General features: G+C 64.2%; 12 protein-coding genes. 5 read left to right on the top strand and 7 right to left on the bottom strand.

Features of this window, described 5'->3' with window-relative positions:
- Window positions 1-34 precede the first annotated feature (34 nt).
- The 4 genes from ACJA3S_RS14010 to ACJA3S_RS13995 form a co-directional block, all read right to left on the bottom strand.
- Window positions 35-1,216 (bottom strand): hypothetical protein, encoded by a 1,182-nt coding sequence (locus ACJA3S_RS14010; protein WP_406818920.1) that lies wholly within the window; start codon window positions 1,214-1,216, stop codon window positions 35-37.
- Between the two features lie 63 nt (window positions 1,217-1,279).
- Window positions 1,280-1,747: a VOC family protein gene (locus tag ACJA3S_RS14005; RefSeq protein ID WP_406818919.1), complete on the bottom strand. Its 468-nt coding sequence runs from the start codon at window positions 1,745-1,747 to the stop codon at window positions 1,280-1,282.
- A gap of 111 nt (window positions 1,748-1,858) precedes the next feature.
- A complete protein-coding gene (locus ACJA3S_RS14000) occupies window positions 1,859-3,478 on the bottom strand; it encodes an NADP-dependent glyceraldehyde-3-phosphate dehydrogenase (protein WP_406818918.1) in 1,620 nt (539 codons plus the stop codon).
- 148 nt (window positions 3,479-3,626) lie between these two features.
- Window positions 3,627-7,451 carry a dermonecrotic toxin domain-containing protein gene (locus ACJA3S_RS13995; RefSeq protein WP_406818917.1) on the bottom strand — a complete coding sequence of 1,275 codons (3,825 nt, stop codon included), beginning with the start codon at window positions 7,449-7,451 and terminating at the stop codon, window positions 3,627-3,629.
- A 330-nt stretch (window positions 7,452-7,781) separates the two neighbouring features.
- On the opposite strand from ACJA3S_RS13995, the gene ACJA3S_RS13990 reads away from it, so the two are divergent.
- From ACJA3S_RS13990 to ACJA3S_RS13980, 3 genes are all read left to right on the top strand, one after another.
- On the top strand, window positions 7,782-8,936 hold the full coding sequence (locus tag ACJA3S_RS13990) for a hypothetical protein (protein WP_406818916.1): 1,155 nt from the start codon (window positions 7,782-7,784) through the stop codon (window positions 8,934-8,936).
- Between the two features lie 71 nt (window positions 8,937-9,007).
- Window positions 9,008-10,174 (top strand): glycosyltransferase 61 family protein, encoded by a 1,167-nt coding sequence (locus ACJA3S_RS13985; protein ID WP_406818915.1) that lies wholly within the window; start codon window positions 9,008-9,010, stop codon window positions 10,172-10,174.
- Window positions 10,171-10,962 (top strand): AraC family transcriptional regulator, encoded by a 792-nt coding sequence (locus ACJA3S_RS13980; RefSeq protein WP_406818914.1) that lies wholly within the window; start codon window positions 10,171-10,173, stop codon window positions 10,960-10,962. The genes ACJA3S_RS13985 and ACJA3S_RS13980 overlap by 4 nt, the downstream gene beginning before the upstream one ends.
- On the opposite strand, the gene ACJA3S_RS13975 is transcribed toward ACJA3S_RS13980, so the two are convergent.
- Complete coding sequence (locus ACJA3S_RS13975; protein WP_406818913.1) at window positions 10,932-11,540, bottom strand: LysE family translocator; 609 nt, start codon at window positions 11,538-11,540, stop codon at window positions 10,932-10,934. The genes ACJA3S_RS13980 and ACJA3S_RS13975 overlap by 31 nt on opposite strands.
- A 281-nt stretch (window positions 11,541-11,821) precedes the next feature.
- On the opposite strand from ACJA3S_RS13975, the gene ACJA3S_RS13970 reads away from it, so the two are divergent.
- The gene (locus tag ACJA3S_RS13970) at window positions 11,822-13,393 is read left to right on the top strand and encodes a TerC family protein (protein WP_406818912.1); all 1,572 of its coding nucleotides are present in this window, start codon (window positions 11,822-11,824) and stop codon (window positions 13,391-13,393) included.
- Here ACJA3S_RS13970 and rarD read toward each other — a convergent pair.
- Both rarD and ACJA3S_RS13960 read right to left on the bottom strand, forming a co-directional pair.
- Window positions 13,356-14,243 (bottom strand): EamA family transporter RarD, encoded by an 888-nt coding sequence (rarD, locus tag ACJA3S_RS13965; protein WP_170030121.1) that lies wholly within the window; start codon window positions 14,241-14,243, stop codon window positions 13,356-13,358. The two genes, ACJA3S_RS13970 and rarD, sit on opposite strands and share 38 nt — an antisense overlap.
- Window positions 14,244-14,275: 32 nt before the next feature.
- Complete coding sequence (locus ACJA3S_RS13960) at window positions 14,276-15,862, bottom strand: EAL domain-containing protein (protein ID WP_406818911.1); 1,587 nt, start codon at window positions 15,860-15,862, stop codon at window positions 14,276-14,278.
- Between the two features lie 298 nt (window positions 15,863-16,160).
- On the opposite strand from ACJA3S_RS13960, the gene hppD reads away from it, so the two are divergent.
- Window positions 16,161-17,237 carry a 4-hydroxyphenylpyruvate dioxygenase gene (gene hppD / locus ACJA3S_RS13955; protein WP_186685793.1) on the top strand — a complete coding sequence of 359 codons (1,077 nt, stop codon included), beginning with the start codon at window positions 16,161-16,163 and terminating at the stop codon, window positions 17,235-17,237.
- The last annotated feature ends 15 nt before the right edge of the window (window positions 17,238-17,252 follow it).

The following is a 17,252-nucleotide window of genomic DNA, read 5'->3' as shown; positions in this document are numbered from 1 at the left end:
CGCTACAAAGGCTCCGGCGAGCCCCCAATGGCCCTCAGCGCTCACGCATGAAGAACCCCGCAACGTACTTGCGGAAGGTTTCCGGGCTCTTGAAGTCAGCGTAGCGCTTGAAGTTCTCGGTATCCGGCTCGGGCCCGATCGGCTGCTCCAGCAGCGATACCGACAGCACCCGGTCCTGGTCCGAGGTCAGCACCAGTTCATCCATCACCTCGCCGCCGATCACCGGCCGGCGCATCTGCACTTTCACGCCCTTGCTGGCCATCCAGTCGATCAGTGACACCAGCGCCTTGAGCGGTTCGCGCTCTTCATCGCGATAGACCGGAAACAGGTGCGCCCGCGACAGCACCGGCACGCTGGCCACATGAATCAGCTCGTAGAAATGGCTGCCAGCGCTGGTCGGCGAGTACAGCGCCAGGGCCAGCAACGGCCCGGCGGTGCGGCTGCCACCCCAGTACAGGTGGTGCCCCTGGAAATCGAAGCCATCGGCATTGCCGTGGTTGAACAGCTTGCGTCCTTTGACCTGGTCCAGGCAGTCCAGCAGCAGGCCGTGGCGGCGGTGGTTGCCGAACACCGTGGCTTCGCGCAGGCGGGACTTGAGCATCATCATGTGCTTCATGTCCAGGCGGGTTTCCAGGTAGTTGCTGGCCGGCACCCGCTCCAGCAGCGGGTAGCGGCTGGCCACGCTGCGCAATTCGGCAAACTGCCCGGTCAGGTCCCGTTTCAGGTGGGTGGCATACAGGTTGAGGCCGCTGGTTTCGATCCAGGTCAGCAGCAGCGCCAGCAGGCGCTGCTGCTCGCGCCGTTCGTTGCTGTCGCCGCCGGCACCGGCAGCGCCGCTGTGGAAGTCACCGATCAGGCGCAGGGGCGTGTCCGGAGGCAGCCAGGCAGCAGGCGGGGCGGGGTGGTTTTCGCGCTCGGCGGCTTCCCGCTCGTCCTTGCTGAACGGGCAGCCGGGCGCATGCTCGGCGGTACCGGGGTTGTTCTTGAGAAACAGCGTACCGGTATTGCCGTTCAGGGTGACATTGAGCACCGGCAAGGCATCGCTGCGGCAGTCGCAGGCCAGCCACTGGTTGGCGCTGCGCACCTTCATCAGCATCTGGTTGGCTTGCAGCAGGCGCGGGCCGGCGAGGGTGCCGCTGGCAAAGCCGACCAGCAGCTCCTCTTCCGCGGGGGTCAGGCTGCGCACCTGTGCGGCGGTTTTGTCGATGATTCGCATGAAGCGGCTCCAGGCTACGAGCGCCAAGCTTCAGGCAAAGTCGCGCCGCTTTCAACCTGCCGCTCAGTTGCCGCCGAACAGCTTCGCGGCCCGGGCGCGAATTTCCTCGGGGGTCAGGTCCTCCTTGTGGGTGGAAATGAACCAGATATTGCCGAATGGGTCTTTCAGCGTGCCGCTACGGTCGCCATAGAACTGGTCTGTCACTGCGCTCAGCTGGGTGGCGCCGGCTGCCAACGCCTGGGCATGGACCTTGTCGCTGTCCTCGACATACAGGTGCAGCCCTACACCCGCGCCGGTGAGCTTCTGGCTGGCGGTGAGGCCGCCTTCCATGTCGCACGGGTCACCCAGCATCAGCGACGAGTCGCCGATCTTCAGCTCGGCGTGGCCAATGCGGCCACCCGGGGCGTCGAGGCGGAACATTTCGACGGCACCGAAGGCCTTCTTGTAGAACTCGATGGCCTTGGCGGCATCGTTGATGGCCAGGTAGGGGGTGATGCTGTGCTGGCCTTCGGGAATGGGTCTGGCTGGCATGTTCGACGCTCCTTTGCAATTGGGCGCCGGCGGGCGCCCTGTTGCTTAGAGTCGTTTGCGCGGATGGAAAATCGACCGTATTGATGGATCGATTGGCTATAAGGGCGCTGGTCAGAAGATGTAGTCGGTAGTCAGGAAACTCGACTGCCGGTTGCGGATGATCTCGCTGATGAGCGCCTTGTTGGCTGCCTGGAAGCGTGTTGCCACCAGCGTCCGGATCGAGAACACGCGCAGGGCGTCATGCACCGACAGGGTGCCTTCGGCGCTGTTCTTGCGGCCATTGAACGGGTAGGTGTCCGGGCCGCGCTGGCATTGCGCGTTGATGTTGATCCGGCCGACCTGGTTGGCGAAGGTGTCGACCAGGCTGCCGATGGTTGCCGGGTCGTTGCCGAACAGGCTCAGTTGCTGGCCGTAATCGGAGTCCAGCACGTAATCGATCACCGTCTGCAGGTCGCGGTAAGGCACCACCGGCACCACTGGGCCGAACTGTTCCTCGTGGTACACGCGCATGTCGGGCTGCACCGGGTACAGCACGGCCGGGTAGAAGAACGAGCCGCGGCTGTGCCCGCCACCTGCGTTGACTACCCGTGCACCCTTGGCCTTGGCATCGGCGACCAGGCCGTCAAGGTAATCGACCTTGCCCGGCTCCGGCAGTGGCGTCAGCGCTACACCAGGCTCCCAGGGCATGCCGGGCTTCAGTGCGGCCAGCTTGCGCTGGAACTTGTCGAGGAAGGCGTCCACCACGTCCTCGTGGACGAACAGGATCTTCAACGCCGTGCAGCGCTGGCCATTGAACGACAGCGCGCCGGTGACGGCTTCCTCGACGGCGTTGTCGAGGTCCACCTGGGGCAGGACGATGCCCGGGTTCTTGGCATCCAGGCCCAGCGCGGCGCGCAGGCGGTGCGGGCGCGGGTGCAGTTTTTTCAGGTCACTGGCGGCCTTGTGCGTGCCGATGAAGGCGAACACATCGATCTTGCCGCTGGCCATCAGCGCGCTCACCGTTTCCCGCCCACGGCCATAGATGACGTTGATCACACCTGGCGGGAAGCTGTCGCGGAACGCTTCGAGCAGCGGCCGAATCAGCAGTACGCCGAACTTGGCCGGTTTGAACACCACGGTGTTGCCCATGATCAAGGCCGGGATCAACGTGGTGAAGGTTTCGTTGAGCGGGTAGTTGTACGGCCCCATGCACAGCGCTACGCCCAACGGCGCCCGGCGGATCTGGCCCAGCGTGCCCTGTTCCAGCTCGAAGCGACTGGAGCGGCGATCGAGGTCCTTGAGGGCGTTGATGGTGTCGACGATATAGTCGCAGGTGCGGTCGAATTCCTTTTCCGAGTCCTTGAGGTTCTTGCCGATTTCCCACATCAGCAGCTTGACCACTGCTTCGCGCTGCTCACGCATGCGCGCCAGGAACGCCTCGACATGCTGGATGCGCTCGGCCACGCGCAGGGTGGGCCAGGCGCCGCGGCCTTTGTCGTAGGCCTGTACGGCGGCATCAAGGGCGGTAAGCGCGGTATCGGCGTCGAGCAGCGGCGCGCTGCCCAGCACCACCTGGTGTTCTTCGTTGCCGTCCTTGAGCCAGACCGGGCTGCGCACCGTGGCCAGGGGGCCGTCCCAGCGCCTGAGCTCGCCGTTCACCAAGTAGTCGCGTTGTTCCAGGGGAGCTTCCAGGCGCCAGGCTTGCGGGATGTTTTCGGCACTGGGGAAGAGTGAATCGAGCAGACGGTCCATGGGTACTGCACCTCACATTGCTGGGCGGGTTTAGAGCCGGGTGAAACGCTTCAGCTGCGAGCATGCACCGGCTGCCGGAAAAACACCAGTCTGGCCTAACCTGGGCACAAGTGCCTGCTGTTGTAGCGGCAGGCACCCCGGAGCAAGGTCAAATCGGCAGGTTGAACAGGTCGTACGGCGGGTGCGTCAACCATTGCTGGCGCAGGTCAGCGTCAGCGTCGAGCACGGACAGGCGTCGCCAGAACTCTGTACGGGCATGTTGTGGATGGGACAGGAACGGTTCACGTTCAAGCAAGGGCCTGAGATCGCGGCGGTACTGCAGTGGTAACCGTTGCCACAGGGCCGCTTCGGCCGGGCCGGTCTGCTCGAAGAATTCCAGGTAATCACCTGCGTTTACCAGCAGGTCCACCTGGTGCATGGCGTTGTAGGCTTCGATCTGCGCAAGCACCGGGGCGCCCAGCCACTCGCTTTCCAGGCGCAGCGCGTCGGCGACTGGCCGTGGCACGTTGAAACCCTCGGGCAACTGCAGCAGCTGATTGTCGCCAATATCGAGGATGATCGGCTCGCTTACCAGCTCCAGGCCGCGTGGTAATTCGCTGAGCGTACAGTTGTTCAGGAACAGCGTTTTCAGATAAGCCAGCCCGCGCAGGTCCGGCGCCTGCACCAAGGGGTTGCCCGACAGGTCCAGAACAACCAGGCCGAAGCAGCTATCCAGGGTTTGCTGGGCCTGGGCATCCCAGATGATACGGTTGCCTTCCATATCCAGCCAGCTCAACTGGGCAGGGTTGCCCAGGCGCGGCAGTGTGTCGAAGCGGCAGTCAGTCAGCAGCAAGCGCCGCAGGTTGGGGAAGCGCTGGCAGAATCCGCCCGGCAACTGGCTGAGCGAACGGTTATAGCTCAAGGACAGATGCTCCACATGGCTGAAGTCATTGGGCAGTGGCAGGCTGGCCAGGGCCTGGTTGTCCAGTTCCAGGCCGGACAGGTCCAGGCTGTGCAGGCGACCACCGCCTTCCAGCGCTACGGTCGAGAGCCGTTGCCAGGCATTGAGGATGGGGCGGATCGCCCGGTGCCTCTGATGCGCGCGCTGCGGGTCGGGCCGGGCCCACACCCGCAGGTTGCGACGCAGGGTATCCAGACGCTGCTGCAGGTCGCGCAGCCGCTGGGTGGGGGAGCGAAGGTCATCGAGGTACGGGTTGTCCTCATCGTTGCCGAGCCAGTTTTCAAATTCCTGATCGGTGGCGTCGGGGTACAGGCGGCGGTAGGCCCCGGCCAGCGACCCTGCCAGGCGCGGCTGCTGGGGGTGTGGGGCAAGTGGCCGGCCGCCGTACAGGGTGCCCTTGGGCCTGCGCAGCAACGCGCGGTGCCCCCACAGCCGCTGTGCCAGTGCCGCCCGGTGCTGGTCGGCCCACGCCAGTACACGCTGGCGTAGCGTGCTGCCATCGTCGGTGAGCAAACCCAGCGCCTGGCGTTGCGCGGCTGGCAGGGCCTGTTCTACCGCACGGCACAGGTCGTGATCACGCCGTGCGGGTGCAGGGCGTTCGCCGAGGTCGGCCTCATAGCCATCGGCTGTCTTGATCACGCGGCACAGGGTGGTGGCCCGGTCGCTGCCGACCTGGTCCAGGCGGACGCCTTCCGGGCTGGCGCCGCGCAACTCCAGGCGCTCTTCCTCCGGCCAGCCCGGCATGGCATCCAGTGCGCTGAACAACAGGCGTTCGCTGGCGCTGCTGGCCCGGGCTGGCTGAAGCAGGCCTTCCAGCGCGCGTACCAGCGGTAGCTCGCTGTGTACCTGCTCCAGCGCTTGACGAACCCGCACAGGCAACTGGCTGCGCTGTTGCCAGGCGAGCAGTTCGGCCTCATCCAGCGGTGCCAGCAAGCGCCTGGCCAGGGCAGGGGAAAGCCGCGGGTAGGTGTCGAGCAGTTTCTGCGTCGGCGGAGTAATGGCTGCGTTACCGTTGTACAGCCGTTCGAACAAGCCGGTCGGGGCCTTGCCAGCCAGAACCTTGACCTCGGCCTGTGCCGCCATGCGTTGCAGCGCATCGAGCAACAGTGGCGGCGTTGGCAGGCCTTCCAGGTGCACCCGGCGCAACTGCGCGGCATCGATGCCACAGAGCTGTCCAGCCTGCGCCAACTGCTCGGGGGTGAAGGTGCGGTAGGCCTCGCCAAGCCGGCGCGCCAGCTGGGCAAATGGCCACTGCTCGGGGTGCTCATGCTGGCCACGCCAGGCGCCTTGGCCATTATGCGTCAGCGGTGGCTGCCAGGCATCCGGCGTATCGGGGTGAACCACCCGCCATTGCTGCAGGTCGTTGTCGAACCGTTGTTCGAACAGATGGCCGTCCATGCGGATGAAATGGCGGCCCTCGTACAGGTATTGGCCAAGTGGATTGGGCTGCAGGTATTCGGGCAGGACCCGGGCACTGCGGTAGGGGGTGAGGTCTTCATTCCACAGCCGGTAGCGCCCGTCGCGGCCGCGTACCTGCTGCAGGCTTTCCATCAATGGGCTGTTGAACAGCTTGGGTACCACCTTGGCAGCTACCGCGAAGCCGCCGATCAAGGCCAGGTTCAGGCCGACCGCCTCCAGGTGGCGCAGCGCCAGGTGCCGGTCGCCTTCCTGCCAGGCCTCATAGCCCTCGAAGGCTTCGCCGAGCAGCTGGCATGCGGTAACGGCCAGCATCAGGGTGCCTACGCCTGGGATGAAGAATCCGGCGATGTTCAGTGCATCCAGGCCAAGGCTTTCCCATGCCTCCAGGCGCTTGGCCCGCGCGCTGGCATCGGCCGCGGCGGTCGGCACCGCCAGCAGGCTGGCTTCGTGCTTGAGACGGGCCAGGTGCAGGTCCTGGTAGTGGCCGAAAGGCTCGGCCGTGATCGCCAGGCGCGTGGGGCGCAGGTCGGCGTGTGCTGCACGCTGCCAGGTGCGGTCGAGGGCGCTGTTGCCGGTAGCGTCGAGGTTCTGCTGCAACAGGTCGAGAAAGTGCGCGCGCTGGTCCTGGCTGATGTAGGCGCTGAAGGTCTGGCGGGCATCGGCTTCCAGCAGCAAGGTCGCCAGGGCATCGTGCACCGCCTCCAGGTTGCTGCACTGTCGCAGGGCTGGGTCATGGCCGGGCAGGTACAATGCCAACCCTGCGTGGCCGGCATCGATCAGCATGACTTCGTGCAGGGTGATGCCGAACAGCGCCAGCTGCCAGCACTTCACCTCGCCACCTTGCAGCAGTTGCTCGACCTGATCACGCGTACTGCCGTCGATCAGGTGCCGCAGGTAGGCAAGGTCGGCGGCCAGGCGCAGGCGGCCTTTCTGCACCTTGATGGCCAACGCTCGGGTGGTAGGTTGGGCGAAGTGTTGTTCAAGGTGGTGCTGGTATGCACCCCCCAGGTCCAGTTCACGGCACAACGTGGCAAAGGTGGCGGCGGGCAGCGGCAGGCGCTCCACCCGGTAGCGCTCGGACTTCAGCGGAAAGTGGGCCACGGGTACCTGCATGCCCAATGTGACCGAACCTTGTACCTCGACCTCTGTCACCTGGATGTTGCCGCTCAAGGCAATGGCACTCTCGGCGGTGAACACCTCGTCGTCGGCGAAATTCTGCAGGGCGGCCTGGAGCAAGTCATGCCGCTGGTGACGATAGAGATAGCGCATGCCGCCCCAATGCCAGGTGCGTTCGACCCGCAGCAACTCGGCGCTGCGCAGGGCGTGAATGCCATGTTGGGCAAGGCGGCCCTGCAGCAATGGCTCAGCGAATTCAGTGATCTGTTTCAGGCTTTTCAGTGAGTGGGCCAAGGCTGCTTGCGCGTGGAGCAGGCGCGTGCTGCTGGCGTGCACGGCCTGGCGCAGGTCTGGGGGTGAATTGGCGAACCAGTCCTGTGCCTGCCACGGGGCGACCTGGGTACGCGGCAAGGTGGCCCACTGTTCTGGCGTTGCCTGGCGGGCCCACTGCGGTAGTTGCGCTTCGAGCACGGTTTGATGAGGGTTGTTGGCGGGCACGGCGATGCTCCTTCTCGGTAAAGAAGGCATCAAACGTTATTTCTTGCTGGCCAAGTGGTAACGGGATAACGCGGGAGCGCAGGCTCACGGCGCGTGTTCAGCGGATGCGCTGTTCAGGCAGGAAATTGACGCCATGAAACGCTGCAGCAGCCGGAACAGGTGTCAGAAAATGCAATCAAAGCGTTGCTTGCGATACGGTTCAGCTACACCTTAAATTTTTATTCGATAGCACACTTTCTGGGTAAAACGCGCCTATCCCTGACCAGCCGTTGCTGAACAGTTGTCCTGTCCCGATAGACCAAGAGCACATCGAAGGACGTCGAAGAAGAAATGAAAGCGACCTTGACGGCTTTGGCGCGTAAACACTTGTCGCCCTCGATACGCTACGAAATCAGACACCTGGCCAGCAAACTGCGTGAAGGACTGGCGCGTGCCTGCTTCTGGCGCTGGGAAGTGGCCAGGTTCCGCTTGCAGCAGGAAAGCCCCTACGAGATTGTCTACGTCGGGCGCAAGCAGCAGAGGGAAATGGCCAAGCTGCTGATCGCCGGCAAGGGCCAGGCCAGCACGGCAATCATCGACAGCGCCAGCGCGACCACGGCAGCCGACCACCGGGTGGTGGTCAGCGAAATGCCGACGGCGGGGGCGTTGTCGGTGCCGCATTACCTGAGCGCCGTGGTGCCGCTGGGCCGTCCGCTGGAGGACATCACGGCGCGCTACGACAGCGAGCTCAGACGCAGCATCCGCAAGCATCGCCCGCTGTACCGTATGCGCCAGGCCCTGACGGACGAGGAGATCGCCATGGCCGACCGCGACCTTCTGCGCCCCTATGCCAGCGCCAGGCAGGGGATCCATGCCGCCCAGTTCCCCACGCCGGAAGTGTTCCGCATTGCCAGGAGCGCCGGTCGGCTCGACCTGATCACATTGAACGACGAAGTGATTGGCTGCCACCTGGGCTGTGAAGTGGTGCGTGGCGGCAAGCGTTATTGGAGCACGTTGCGTTTCGGCTATTGCGAGGCGGTGTTTGCCGATGCGCGCAGGTTGCGCGAGGTGAACTCGATCACCACCTTCATGGCGCTGGAATGGGCCCTGGAGAAGGGCTTCGATTACTACGACATTGGCCTTTGCCTGGCGCGCCCGGACGACGGGTTGCTGAAATGGAAGCGCCGCCGCGGCGGCGATATCGATTCGCTTGGCAACCATGCCTGTCTGTTTGTTCGCTTACCCAGGACCGGCACCGCGAAGTTCCTCTGGGACACCCCGATGTTCGCCATCGAAGGCGACAAGCTCACGCTGCATCTGGGGTTGCCCGAAGGCCCGAGTGACGCGGAAGTCGCCAGCCGCTACCAGGAAATGGTGTTTGGCGGCCTGCACAAGATCTACCTCTACGGCCGCAGCGGTGCAGGCGAGCCATTCATGGAGAGCTTACGCAGCCGCTACGCCAGCCTGCAGTCACCGCCCAGCATGGAGCGGATCATGTGCAGTTGAAGGGCTGCCAGGGAGACGTTGATGTGGCGTGCAACGCCAGGTCGCGTCTTGTCAGCAAGGGAGGACGCCTCATGGGCAGCGACATCTCGCAGTGCAGTGCATCACCGCCCGCCAGGCAGCACACCTGGACCTTGGCCGCCTACCAGTACATGTTGCGCAAACGGCTGGGCAGGTGCAGCGTCATCGACCTGAAGAGCGTCGCCGCCAACAGCTGGGACATCGCGCCCGGTGAAGTCACGCTCTCGCCCCCGGCCATTTACCTGCCAGGCCAACTGGAGCGGGTGACCGGGTGGGAAGGCCAGCGGTTCTATCCGTACGTGCACCCGGGGCCGACCATGCGCGGCGGCATCAGCATGCAGCAGGGGCCGACCCGCGGCTACCTGATCAAGGATGTATGGCTGGTAGAAGGGGCACTGTACAAGGGCAATGCCAGCCACTGGCTGTCGCTGAAGCCCAGCACTTTCCCGACCATCAGCGTGGACCACGAAGTTGATCGCGCGGCAATCTACTGCACGCAGAACGGTAATACCTGGTTCGGCAACTGGCTGACGGAAGATTGCCCGACCTACGCGTTGGCCTGCAACGAGGGCATACCGGTGACCACGGCACCTTCGGCCAGATTCCCGCTGTATCCGCAGGTGCCGGCCTATGAAGACTGGCTGGAGATGAGGCCGCTGCGCTTGCGCAGTGCGTTCTTCCGGGAACTGGTGCTGTTCGATGACCAGGCCAACAACCGCAACCGGCATGCCCGTTACCGGGCCATGGCCGACAAGTTGCTGGCGCATGTGGCACATGCCCCGCACCCTGGTGTGTTTGTGCTGCGGGGCGGGGAGGGCGACCGGCGGCTGTTGCGCAACGAACTGGCGCTGGCCGAGCACCTGCGCGCGACCCGCGGCTTTCGCATCGTCAACCCGGCGCAGGCCGACGTCGCGAGCATCGTGGCGGCCTGTGCAGGTGCGCGCGTGGTCATCGGCGTCGAAGGCAGCCAGCTGGCACACGGGGTCAATGTATTGCCGCCGGGTGGCTGCCTGCTGGCCTTGCAACCGCCCAACCGCTTTGTCAGCTACTACAAGTACCTGACGGATCGTGACCACCAGCATTTTGCCTTTGTGGTGGGGAGGCCGGACGGCGATGGCTTCACGGTCGATATCGGCGAAGTGGAACGGACGCTGGACCTGGTTGCACGACAGGCGTGTAGTATCCAGGGCCATGGCGCTGACAAGCGGAGCGAGGGATGATCGAAGTATCAAGGTTCTGGCGCGATCCGGCGTTGCCCTTCGTCGAAGCGCGACGGGTAGGGGATGGGCGCCAGGTGTGTTACGCCGCGCACTCCCATGAGAGCTTTTCCCTGGGGGTGATCACCGGTGGGCGCAGCACCTACCTCAACGGTGACCGGCAGCTCGAGGTGGCAGCGGGTACCACGGTGCTGATGAACCCAGGCGTGGTGCATGCCTGCAACCCCATTGCCGGGGAAGCATGGTCGTACCTGATGCTGTTCGTCGACATGCCCTGGTTGCAGGCGCAGGGGTTTGCCTTGCCGGCCCAGGCCTGGAGTCGCTCGGCGGAATTGTACCGGCGGCTGTTGCAGCTGTTTGCCGACCTGTTCGATGCCAGTGTGCCAGACCGCGAACGCCGCCTGGCGGCGCTGTTCGCCGCGTTGCCGGGCCTGCTCGGCGGCAACAGCGGGGTGGCCGAGGAGGGCAACCCGCGGTTGGCCGCCGCGGCTGCGTTCATCCGTGCCCATCGCAGCGACCCGCTGAGCCTGGAAGACATCTGCGCCGCCTGCGGTCTGTCACGCTCCTACCTGATCCGCGCATTCCGCCAGCGCTTCGGCCTGACGCCGCATGGCTACCTGCTCGACCAGCGCGTGCAACTGGCCAGGGCGCAATTGCGCCAGGGCCGGGCGATTGCCGAGGTAGCGCAGGAAGCCGGGTTTGCCGACCAGGCACACCTGCAGCGGGCGTTCAAGCAGCACCTGGCGGCCACCCCCGGGCATTACCGCAATGCCGCCCCTTGCTGGCCCTGAAACACCAGGTAGATCGCGCTGCCCACCAACAGCACGGCCAAGCCCCGGTTCAGCCGGCGCAGGTGCCGTGGGTTGCCCAGGTATTGCCGGACCACGCTGCCTGCCCACGCCCAGCTGGCCACTGAAAGGAAACAGATCGGCCCATAGATCCAGGCGAACAGCCACAGCAGCTGCTGCTCACCGCCGGTGTAGGCACCAACCCCGGCCACCGCTGCCAGCCAGGCCTTGGGGTTGAGCCATTGCATCGCCGCGCCGTGCCACGCCGACGGGGCCTGCAGCGGATGGCTGCCAGCCAGTTGCCCATCGTCGGCTGCCAGCTTCCACGCCATGTACAGCAGGAACGCCACGCCGCCCCAGTGCAACAGCAGGCCCAGTAGTGGCCAGCGCAGCAGCAACTGGTGCAGGCCCAGGCCGACCAGCACCAGCAGCAGACAGAAGCCCAGCGTGGCGCCGGCCACATGGGCCAGGCTGGCACGCAGGCCATGGCGGGCACCGCTGCCCAGCGCGACGATGTTGACCGGGCCGGGGGAGATCGAAGCCGCCAGTGCGAAGGCGGCCATGGACAGGGACAGGCTCATGAGGAAATCCGTTTGGTTGAGAGAGGGCTTCATCCTCGGCTAATGACGGCCGCTGGTATTGAAGAAAAGTACCCAGCGCCGGGCCAGCGGTTTGCTACGGTGAGTGGCTACAGGTTTTGTAATAGTTTTGTGTTATCAAGATCAGCTGCTCAGCCGGTACGATCGTTTTCCCTATTTGCTATCAAGGTCCCTATGAGCACCTTCGCGGAGCCCCCCAGTCCCCGGCCTTCACGGTCTTTCTTTTCTCGTCCTCGTGACGTTGCCCAGATGAGTATCCGCTAATGGAATGGCTAGCCGACCCCACGGCCTGGCTGGGCCTGTTGACGCTTATCATCCTCGAGCTGGTGCTGGGCATCGACAACCTGGTGTTCATTGCCATCCTCGCCGACAAGCTGCCGCCGCATCAGCGCGACCGCGCGCGGGTGATTGGCCTGAGCCTGGCGCTGATCATGCGCCTGGGCCTGCTGGCCAGCATTTCCTGGATGGTCACCCTCACCACGCCGTTGTTCGAGGTGTTTGCCAAGAGCTTCTCCGGCCGGGACCTGATCATGCTGTTCGGTGGTGTGTTCCTGCTGTTCAAGGCCACCATGGAGTTGCATGAACGTCTGGAGGGCCATGTGGCCCAGGCCAGCGGCGCGGTGCGCCACGCCGCGTTCTGGCCGATCGTTGCGCAGATCGTGGTGCTCGACGCGGTGTTCTCGCTCGATGCGGTCATCACCGCAGTGGGCATGGTCGAACAGTTGTCGGTGATGATGATCGCGGTGGTCTTCTCGATCGGCATCATGATCGTTGCCAGCAAGCCGCTGACCCGCTTCGTCAACGCCCACCCCACGGTGATCATGCTGTGCCTGGGCTTCCTGATGATGATCGGCTTCAGCCTGACGGCCGAAGGCCTGGGCTTCCATATCCCGAAAGGCTACCTGTACGCGGCGATCGGCTTCTCCATCCTGATCGAACTGTTCAACCAGCTGGCCCGTGCCCGCCGCAAGCGCAGCCTGCAGCAGCACCGGCCGCTGCGCGAACGTACTGCGCATGCTGTGCTGCGCCTGCTGGGTGGTCGCCGGGTCGAGGCTGACGAGGTGGGTGAAGAGATCGCCGACCTGGTCGCCGGCGGCGAGGAGCAGGTGGTGTTCGACCGTCGCGAGCGGGTGATGATCAGTGGCGTGCTGAACCTCGCCGAGCGGCCGATCCGCACGGTGATGACGGCACGCACCGAGGTCGACGTGATCGACCTGGCGCAGCCGGCCGACGCCATTGCCCAGGCCCTGGCCAATTCGCCGTACTCGCGCCTGCCGTTGATCCGCGATGGGCGCGTGGACGAGCCACTGGGCTTCGTGCACAAGAAGGAACTGCTCAAGGAGCTGCTGGCGGGTAACCAGCCGGACCTGGAAGGTATGGCTCGGGCGCCATTGAACCTGCTGGAAAGCTTCAGCATCCTCAACGCCCTGGAACAGATGCGTGGCCAGTCCACCCACATTGCCTTCGTGGTCAACGAGTTCGGTGACTTTACCGGCTTGCTGACCATGACCGACATCCTCGAGTCGATCGCCGGTGAACTGCCCGATGCCAGCGAGGTTGAAGGGCCGGGCATCGTCGAGGAGGGTGAGGGCTTCGTCGTCAGCGGTGCGGTGAACCTGAGCCAGGTACAGGCACGCACGGGGTTCAGCGCCCGCGCCACCGAGGACTACCAGACCCTCGCGGGCCTGGTCATGAGCTTGCTGGACCGCCTGCCGGTGGTTGGCGACCGCCTGGCCTGGAACGGCTGGACGCTGGTCGTGGAGGCGGTTGAAGAGCGACGGGTGCGCCAGGTTCGGCTTACACCGAACGACGCCGTTGACGCAGCAGGTGCCTGAACCCTTCGAGGATCAGCACCAGCACCGCGGCCCAGATCGGCAGGTAGGTCAGCCACTGGTCCGGGCCGATGGTCTCGCCGAGCAGCAGCGCCACACCCACCAGCAGCACGGGTTCGACATAGCTGAGCAGGCCGAACAGGCTGAAGGGCAGCAAACGGCTGGCCAGCACATAGGCGATCAGCGCCGAGGCGCTGATTGCTCCGAGAATCGGGATCAGCGCATACAACCCGGGGTATGCCTGCAGGTCGGCCGTGGACAGCGGGCCCTGGATCACGAAATACAACGCCCACGGCAACAGCAGGCACATGTCGCACCACAGGCCACCGAGGTGGTCTGTGCGGCAACGCCGGCGCAACACGAAGTAGATCGGGTAGCCGATCGTCACCACCAGGGTTTCCCAGGCAAAACTGCCATGCTGGAACAGTTCGTGGCCTACGCCCAGCGCGGCACACGCCACGGCCACCTTTTGCAGGCGTGACAGCCGCTCGCCATAGACCAGCCGCCCGGTCAGGACCATGGCCAGCGGCAGCAGGAAGTAGCCCATCGACACTTCCAGGCTGCGCCCGTGCAGGGGCGCCCAGAGGAACAGCCACAGCTGCACCCCCATCAGCCACGATGTACCGAGCATGCCCAGCGCCAGCAGCGGCGTGCGTCTGACCCGGGCGAGCAGTTCGGCGACCCGTTTCCAGTCCTGCGAGACCAGCATGAACAGGGTGAGGCAAGGCAAGGTCAGCAGCGTGCGCCAGCCGAAGATTTCCTCGCCGTCCAGTGGAGTGAGCAGCGAGGTATAGAAGTACATCACGGCGAACAGACAGGACGCCATGACCGACGAGAGAATGCCTTTTGACACGAATGCCTCGAATTGGGAGTTGAGCGGCTGGATCAGCCGCGCATGATCTCAGGGGGCGCAGCTTGCGGCAACCGCGATGCGCTCGCATGTGCAGCCAACGCTTCGAGGAACGCCGCCGCCGGCATGGGCCTGGCGTACAGGTAGCCCTGCTGGAAGTCGACATCATGATGGGCCAGGTAGTCGCGCTGGGCTTCGGTCTCGACCCCCTCGGCGACAATCCCCAGGCCCAGCTTGGCCGACAGCTCGATGATGGTGTCGAGGATGTGCACCGACAGCGCGTCACCGCCGATCATGGCGACGAAACTCTGGTCGATCTTCAGGTAGTCGACCTTGAACTGGCGCAGGTAGTTGAGGCTGGACTGGCCGGTACCGAAGTCGTCGAGGGCGATTTTCACGCCCATGGCGTCCAGCTTCTCGAACAGTTCCAGGGTCACCGGCGTAGCCTCGATCAACTTGCGCTCGGTCAGCTCCAGGGTCAGCACCACCCGGCCAGGTGGGAAATGCTGGAGGAAGGTACGGCAGTCGTCCAGCAGGCTAAAGTCGCGGCAATGGTCGGCGGTGATGTTGATGCCGATATGAAAGCCGTCTTCCAGTAGCCCGGCATACGGCGCCAGGCTGTGGGCCGTGTGCGTCATCAGCGCGCGGGTCATGGCGACGATCTGCCCACTGTGTTCGGCGTAGGGGATGAACAGGTCGGGCCGCACCAGGCCTTCCTGCGGGTGATTCCAGCGCATCAGCACTTCGGCGCCGGCCCAACGGTAATCACCCTTGCGCACCACCGGCTGGAAGAATGGCAGGAATTCGTCGGCCTCCAGGGCCCGGCGCAGCTCGGCACGGGGCGAGGTGATGCGGCGTATCTGCCAGCGGCATACCAGGGCGGACACCGCACCCAGCACCAGCAGCAGGCCGAACAGGGCGGGGTAGTGGCTGCGCCATAGCTGGCCTGGCCTGTCGCTGCCATAACCTCCCTGCACGCTGAACGGGTAACGCGTCGAGCCCACCTGCACATTCGCCTTGGCGGCGGCGGGGGGCTGGCCCTTGTGCACGATGCCATCCTTGCCCAGCCAGGCATTGCCCACGCGGATCTGCAGCGTTTCGTCGGGGCCGATCAGGCGCAGCGCCGTGAGCAGGTGCTCACCATCGACCGTGCTGATCGCGCCCTGGTCATTGTCGCTGGCCCGATAGACCAGCAGTGGATGGCCCGGGGTGACCGAGTTGCCATCCATCAGCCACAGCTTGCCGTCGGCATAGTCGCCAGCGTTGACTGGCTCGTCGAAGTCGCCGAACAACGAGGTGCAATAAAGGGTGTTATGCCGGAACAGGTTGGTCGAGCGGACGAAGGCGTTGCGCGTGACCTCGGCGCGCAATCTGAGTTTGACCTGCTCGCACGGGCTGCCGGCAAGCGGCAGCAGGGAGTCGGCAGCACTGGACAGGTTGTCGAGAATACGTTCGACATGCGCCACCACCTGGCGAGTGGTGGCTTGGCTGCTGGCCTGCATTTCGCGTTCGATCTGCCAGTTCATCACGGCCAGGCCGCACACCACCGGCAGCACGCCGACGACCCAGGGCAGCAGGGTGCGCCAGGTCAGGCCGGCGCGGCGTTTGGCTGTAAGGGGCATGCTGGCTGATCTGCAAGAATAAAACCAGAGGATAGCCGTTTGTCGGCAGGCGTGAGCAACTAAAAACGCGACAAACCAATTTACGCCCTGTAGAATCGATTTACGAATACAACAATAAGGTCCTTCAATGCCGAAGGATCAAGCCCGCCGAGAATGGGTCCATATGACATATCATGGGTTCAAGCTGATCATAGGTGACTTCCTCGCCCGCAGCGTGCGTGGAATCCCCTGCTCACCGCCGTTTCCGTCCGACATCCCACGCAATCATTAATTTTTCGCTGCAGATGAGGACACGAACATGGCTGATATCTTCGACAATCCAATGGGCCTGATGGGCTTCGAATTCATCGAGCTGGCTTCGCCGGCGCCTGGCGTACTCGAGCCGGTATTCCAGATGCTGGGCTTCACCAAGGTGGCTACCCACCGTTCCAAGGATGTGCACCTGTATCGCCAGGGCGGCATCAACCTGATCCTGAACAACGAACCCAAGAGCATCGCCTCGTACTTCGCCGCCGAACATGGCCCATCGGTGTGTGGCATGGCGTTCCGCGTGCGCAACGCCCATGAGGCCTATGCCCGTGCCCTGGAGCTGGGCGCCCAGCCAGTGGAAATCGAAACCGGCCCGATGGAGCTGCGCCTGCCGGCCATCAAGGGTATCGGCGGAGCACCGTTGTACCTGATCGACCGCTTCGAAGAGGGCAGCTCGATCTACGATATCGACTTCAAGTTCATCGAAGGCGTGGACCGTAACCCGGTGGGTGCCGGCCTGAAGATCATCGATCACCTCACCCACAACGTTTATCGTGGGCGCATGGCGTACTGGGCCGGCTTCTACGAGAAACTGTTCAACTTCCGCGAGATTCGCTACTTCGACATCAAGGGCGAATACACCGGCCTGACGTCGAAGGCCATGACCGCACCGGATGGCATGATCCGTATCCCCCTCAACGAAGAGTCTTCGAAGGGCGCCGGGCAGATCGAAGAGTTCCTGATGCAGTTCAACGGCGAAGGCATCCAGCACGTGGCCTTCCTCACCGATGACCTGCTCAAGACCTGGGATGCCCTGAAAGGCCTTGGCATGCGCTTCATGACGGCACCGCCGCAAACCTACTACGAAATGCTCGAAGAGCGCCTGCCTGGCCATGGCGAGCCAGTCGATGAACTGAAGGCACGGGGCATTTTGCTCGATGGTGCCTCGCAACCTGGTGACAAGCGCCTGCTGTTGCAGATCTTCTCGGAAACGCTGCTCGGCCCGGTGTTCTTCGAGTTCATCCAGCGCAAGGGGGATGATGGTTTCGGCGAGGGCAACTTCAAGGCGCTGTTCGAATCCATCGAACGTGACCAGGTACGCCGTGGTGTGCTGAGCACCGACTGATAGCTCGAGGGGTAC

It is taken from the genome of Pseudomonas sp. KnCO4 (assembly GCF_045344305.1).
Lineage (GTDB): Bacteria > Pseudomonadota > Gammaproteobacteria > Pseudomonadales > Pseudomonadaceae > Aquipseudomonas > Aquipseudomonas anuradhapurensis.
This window is presented reverse-complemented; position numbering and strand designations above follow the sequence as displayed.